The organism is Micromonospora sp. KC721 (assembly GCF_004348355.1).
Lineage (GTDB): Bacteria > Actinomycetota > Actinomycetes > Mycobacteriales > Micromonosporaceae > Micromonospora.
Genome location: NZ_SMJY01000293.1, coordinates 1 through 5,181, shown reverse-complemented (window position 1 = coordinate 5,181; position 5,181 = coordinate 1). Strand labels below are relative to the sequence as shown.

Here is a 5,181-nt window from a genome sequence, read left to right as displayed (position 1 = left end):
TCGGGGTCCGGGGACGACCGTGGCGGACGTGATCCGCGCGGTCACCGCCGGGGGCCTGCCGGTCCGCATCACCGGGTACGACGGCAGCGCGACCGGCCCGGCCGACGCCGGGATCACCCTGGCCGTCCGCTCCGAGCGAGGGCTGTCGTACCTGCTCACCGCGCCGGGCGACCTGGGCATGGCGCGGGCGTACGTCAGCGGCGACCTGGGTCTGGAGGGGGTGCACCCGGGCGACCCGTACGAGGCGTTGCGGGTGCTCAAGGACGGGCTGCGGCTGCGGGTGCCGTCGGTGGCGGAGGGGCTGGCCCTGGTTCGCGGGCTGGGCTGGGAGCGACTGCTGCCGCCCCCGCCCCCGCCGCAGGAGGCGCAGCCGCGCTGGCGGCGGGTGATGACCGGGCTGCGCCACTCCCGGGTCCGGGACAGCTCCGCCATCGCCCACCACTACGACGTGTCGAACGCCTTCTACGAGAAGGTGCTCGGCCCGTCGATGACGTACACCTGCGCGGTCTACCGCAGCCCCAGCGACTCCCTGGAGCAGGCGCAGGCGGCCAAGTACGACCTGGTCGCCGGCAAGCTGGCCCTGCGGCCGGGGATGCGGCTGCTGGACGTCGGGTGCGGCTGGGGCGGCATGGTCCGGCACGCGGCCCGCGAGTACGGCGTGCGGGCTCTCGGGGTGACCCTGTCGCGGGCACAGGCGCGGTGGGCGCAGGCGGCGATCGAGCGGGAGGGTCTGACCGGGCTGGCCGAGGTGCGGCACCTGGACTACCGGGACGCCCCGCGGGAACAGTTCGACGTGATCTCCTCGATCGGGCTGACCGAGCACATCGGGGTGCGTAACTATCCGGTGTACTTCGGGGCGTTGCGGGAGCGGCTGCGTCCGGAGGGTCGGCTGCTGAACCACTGCATCACCCGGGCCGACAACCGCGCCCCGCACCGGTCCGGCGCGTTCATCGACCGGTACGTCTTCCCGGACGGCGAGCTGGCCGGGCCGGGCCGGCTGATCGGTGAGATCCACGACGCCGGGCTGGAGGTGCACCACGAGGAGAACCTTCGCCAGCACTACGCGCTGACGCTGGCCGCCTGGTGCCGCAACCTGGTGGAGCACTGGGACTTCTGCGTGGCCGAGGTGGGTGAGGGCCGGGCCCGGGTCTGGGGGCTGTACCTGGCCGGGTCACGGCTGGCCTTCGAGACCAACGGCATCCAGTTGCACCAGGTTCTCGCCACCCGCAACGGGCCGCAGGGCGTGAACAACTACCCCCTGCGTCCCGACTGGACGCCGTGAGCCGCTGAGCTGGGCCACGCCGTGAGGCGTGGACGAAGGCCGCGCCGGGTGCGGCGCGGCCTTCGTCGTACCCATTGACAAAGAATCACCTGGGAGCTGGACGGCTCCGACGGGAAGACCAGGCGCCGCTACCACGAGGTGGCCGACTGGCTGCCGATCTGGGTGGAGGAGGACATCCCCGCCGGTGCCTGACCGCTGCTGGTGTGGGCCGCGACCACGGCCCACACCAGCGTGCGTCACCGACACCCGCGAACCGGTGTCCGTCGGTCCGGCCCGCGCCGGACGGCGTACTCACCTGGTCGGGACGCGGGCCTCCGGCTGCGTCGCCACGCGCTTCGAAGCGGCGGCGGGCGCGGAGGAAGCAGGTCGGTTTCGCGTCGTGCCGGTGCGGGCGTGGGTCGCGTACACGGTCAGGCCCACGAAGGTCAGACCGCCCACCAGGTTGCCGATGACGGTCGGGATCTCGTTCCAGACGAGGTAGTCCATGATCGAGAAGTCGCCACCGAGCATCAGTCCGGACGGGAACAGGTACATGTTCACGACCGAGTGCTCGAACCCCATGTAGAAGAAGACCAGGATGGGCATCCACATGGCGATCACCTTGCCGGAGACGCTCGTCGACATCATCGCGCCGACAACGCCGGTGGAGACCATCCAGTTGCAGAGGACGCCCCGGATGAAGAGGGTCAGCATGCCGGCGGCGCCGTGTTCGGCGTAGCCGACCGTACGACCTTCGCCGATGTTGCCGATCGCCTGGCCGACGTCGTTCGGTTCGCCGGTGAAGGCGAAGGTGAAGGTCACGGCCATCATGAGGGCGACGGTGAGCGCTCCGGCGAAGTTGCCGACGAAGACGAGACTCCAGTTGCGCAGCACCGAGCGGAACCGCACGCCCGGACGTCTGTCTATCAGTGCCAGGGGAACCAGGGTGAACACGCCGGTCAGGAGGTCGAACCCGAGTAGGTACAGCATGCAGAACCCGACGGGGAAGAGGATGGCGCCGACGACGGGCTCACCCGTCTTCACGGTGACGGTGACGGCGAACGCCGCGGCCAGGGAGAGGATCGCGCCGGCCATGTACGCGCGGATCAAGGTGTCCCGAGCGGCCATGAAGACCTTCGCCTCGCCCGCGTCGATCATCTTGACAGCCAGGTCTCCTGGCTTCACGTACGACATGACGTCGCTCCTTCCACGATGGACCTGGTAGGGCAGCGGGGCCTGTCGGACCGTGGCGAGCCCGGTGGTGGACCGATTCTGTGAACCCCGGATTCCCGCCGTGTTGCGAAGGGTAGTTGATCCGATCACGTTCAGCTCACCGTCCACGACTCCAAATTGGCGCAAGGCGTAACGTCTTCGTAACAGTTGGTGTGGCTCGGGCGGGAAGTGGCGGCGGTTTGCCGGGTCCGCGCCGGCCCGGTCGCCGGCGCCGCCCGGCCAACAGACCCGGCGCCTACGGCCCTGTGGCTGTCAGCGACACGGCACGCCGGAGCAGGGCCTCTCGTTCCGAATCGGAGTCCACGAGGGCGGCAGCGGCCCGAAACAGCATGCTGGCACGGGCCGGGTCGCCGATGCGGGCGGTCAGCTCGGCCTCGGCGGCGAGCGCGGGCGGGTAGCCGTCGAGCGCCCCACCCTCCCGGGCCTTCGCGAGCAGGGTCAGCCCCGCCGCCGGCCCGCGCGCGTAGCCGTAGGCCACCGCCCGGTTGAGCCGGACCACCGGGGTGGGGCGGATCCGGGCCAGCGCGTCGTACCACCGGGCGATGGCGGTCCAGTCGGTGTCCGCGCCGGTCGCGGCGGTGGCGTGGGCGGCGGCGATGCGGGCCTGGAGAGCGTACGGGCCGTCATGGCCGGCGCGGTCGAGCACCGCGAGCCCCTCGCTGATCGCCGCGTGGTCCCAGCGGGAGCGATCCTGCTCGTCGAGGGTGAGCAGGTTGCCGTCGCGGTCGCGGCGGGCCGCCCGGCGCGAGTTCTGGAACAGCAACAGCGCCAGCAGGCCGGCGACCTCCGGCTCGGCCGGCATCAACCGGTCGAGCAGCCGGGTCAGGCGGATCGCCTCGTCGGCGAAGGCGGGTTCGCCGTCGGCGTCGTACCCCCGGGTGAACAGCAGGTAGAGCACGGCCAGCACGCCCGGCAGCCGCTCGACCAGCGCGGACCCGGTTGGCACCCGGTACGGTACGCCGGCCGCGGCGATCCGGGCCTTGGCCCGGGTGATCCGTCGGGTCATCGTGGATTCGCTGACCAGGAAGGCCCGGGCGATGTCGGCGGTCGCCACCCCGGCCACCGCGCGCAGCGTCAACGCGACCCGGGCATCGAGGGCCAACGCCGGATGGCAGCAGGTGAAGATCAGCCGCAGCCGGTCGTCCACCACGTCCCCCTCTCCACCCGGCGTTGGCGCAGGGTCGGTGAGCAGCGCCAGCTCGTGCAGCTTGCGGCGCTCCACCGAGGCGCGGCGCAGCACGTCGACGGCCCGGTTCCGGGCGGCCGTCACCAACCAGCCGCCCGGATTGCCGGGCATCCCGTCGCGGGGCCAGCGCTCCAGTGCCGAGACCAGTGCCTCCTGGGCGCAGTCCTCGGCGAGCGTCCAGTCGCCGGTGAGCCGGATCAGGGTGGCGACGATCCGCGGGTACGCCTCCGCGCCGGCCACGGCGACGGCCTCCGCCGCGTCGGTCACCGGGGTCAGCTGATCGGGTCGAAGGGACGCAGCTCGATCCGTCCCGCGTAGGCCATCGGGTGCGCGCGGGCCACCTCGATCGCCTCGTCCAGATCCGCGCACTCCAGGATGTCGAAACCGGCGATCACCTCCTTGGTCTCGGTGAACGGCCCATCGGTTAGCAGCAGCTCACCGTTGCGGACCCGGACCGTGGTGGCCGCCGACGGCGGGGCCAGCCGCTCACCGAGCAGCCGCTGACCGGCGGCGTCCCGTTCGGCGACCCACCGTTCGATGTCTGGCGCGGCCGTCGGGTCGGCGTCCGGCTCGGTGTCGGTGCAGGCGAACATCATGAACTTCATCGTCGGGCTCCTCGGTGTCGTGGTCTCATCAGGGTGACGAACGCGAGGGCCGGATCCGGACACTCCCAGGCGAGGAATTCCCGCTGGCCCGGTCCGGGCTGGCCGCCTCGTCGGAGGATGCCCGAGTTGTCCCCGCGTGACGAGATCCCACCGGTCCGGCGGGTCCACCGGTTCACCGGCCGGCACGGGTGGATCATGTCATCGTCACCCCGACCGGCGAGGCGGTTACCGAGGAGGCCAGCGATGCCCGGCAACGACTGGAAGGGTGTCGTCAACCAGATCCTCTACGGATTGATCTTCACCCGGGTACTGGACGAGGCCGCCGCGGGCCGGATGGCCGACGCCATGGTCGAGCGGCGGAACCTCGTGGCCGGCCCGCGCGTCTACGCCGCGGCGATCGCCCAGGCCCGGCGGCACCGCGGTCCGCTCACCGACGAGCTGCCGACGCCGCACGGGGAGGAGGAGTTCCGCGTCTTCCTGGAACTGCTCGCCACCCAACTCGACGCCCGCCGCCCCTGGCGACGGACCATTTCCTGAGATCCGGGATACAACCGTCGCCGGTGGGGTACAGGCGGGCGATGTTCTTCATCTTCGGACTCCGCACGTCGGTGAGCCGGTCAGGTGTGGCCAGCGCCGTCTGCCGCAACTGCGGCAACCTGGCCGCACAGGTGATCACCCGCCGGTCCACGAAGTTCACCCTCTTCTTCATCCCACTGATCCCGGTGCGAATCCGCTACGTGCAGCAGTGCTCGTTCTGCGGCGCCGAGTACGCCATCTCGAAGGACGAGGCGCGTCGCCTCGCGGTCGGCTGAGGCGATGGCACGCTTCCTCTGCTGGCTGATCGGCCGGCAACCCGTCGAACCGGCGGTGGCGCCCGTGCACACGGTGTCCCGCCC

6 protein-coding genes are annotated in these 5,181 nt (G+C 71.4%); 3 read left to right on the top strand and 3 right to left on the bottom strand.

All coding sequences use genetic code 11. The annotated features are described in order from the left end of the window. The coding region (locus E1182_RS28980) for a class I SAM-dependent methyltransferase (RefSeq protein WP_371687620.1) at window positions 1–1,282 on the top strand (1,282 nt) is incomplete at its 5' end. 291 nt (window positions 1,283–1,573) lie between these two features. Here the strand turns inward: E1182_RS28980 and E1182_RS28975 are convergent. From E1182_RS28975 to E1182_RS28965, 3 genes are all read right to left on the bottom strand, one after another. Continuing rightward, entirely contained in the window at window positions 1,574–2,455 is an 882-nt protein-coding gene (locus tag E1182_RS28975) for a formate/nitrite transporter family protein (RefSeq protein WP_132270908.1), read from the bottom strand. A gap of 274 nt (window positions 2,456–2,729) precedes the next feature. Further along, window positions 2,730–3,947 (bottom strand): RNA polymerase sigma factor, encoded by a 1,218-nt coding sequence (locus E1182_RS28970; RefSeq protein ID WP_132270907.1) that lies wholly within the window; start codon window positions 3,945–3,947, stop codon window positions 2,730–2,732. A 5-nt stretch (window positions 3,948–3,952) separates the two neighbouring features. Next, window positions 3,953–4,285, bottom strand: coding sequence for a YciI family protein (locus E1182_RS28965; protein ID WP_132270906.1), 333 nt, complete (start codon window positions 4,283–4,285; stop codon window positions 3,953–3,955). 243 nt (window positions 4,286–4,528) lie between these two features. On the opposite strand from E1182_RS28965, the gene E1182_RS28960 reads away from it, so the two are divergent. After that, the gene (locus tag E1182_RS28960) at window positions 4,529–4,822 is read left to right on the top strand and encodes a hypothetical protein (protein WP_132270905.1); all 294 of its coding nucleotides are present in this window, start codon (window positions 4,529–4,531) and stop codon (window positions 4,820–4,822) included. A 41-nt stretch (window positions 4,823–4,863) separates the two neighbouring features. Then, window positions 4,864–5,097, top strand: coding sequence for a zinc-ribbon domain-containing protein (locus E1182_RS28955; protein ID WP_132270904.1), 234 nt, complete (start codon window positions 4,864–4,866; stop codon window positions 5,095–5,097). The last annotated feature ends 84 nt before the right edge of the window (window positions 5,098–5,181 follow it).

Coding starts and splice junctions, on each gene's coding strand:
- E1182_RS28975 (WP_132270908.1), bottom strand. CDS start 2,455: ATGTCGTACGTGAAGCCAGGAGACCTGGCTGTCAAGATGATCGACGCG.
- E1182_RS28965 (WP_132270906.1), bottom strand. CDS start 4,285: ATGAAGTTCATGATGTTCGCCTGCACCGACACCGAGCCGGACGCCGAC.
- E1182_RS28960 (WP_132270905.1), top strand. CDS start 4,529: ATGCCCGGCAACGACTGGAAGGGTGTCGTCAACCAGATCCTCTACGGA.
- E1182_RS28955 (WP_132270904.1), top strand. CDS start 4,864: ATGTTCTTCATCTTCGGACTCCGCACGTCGGTGAGCCGGTCAGGTGTG.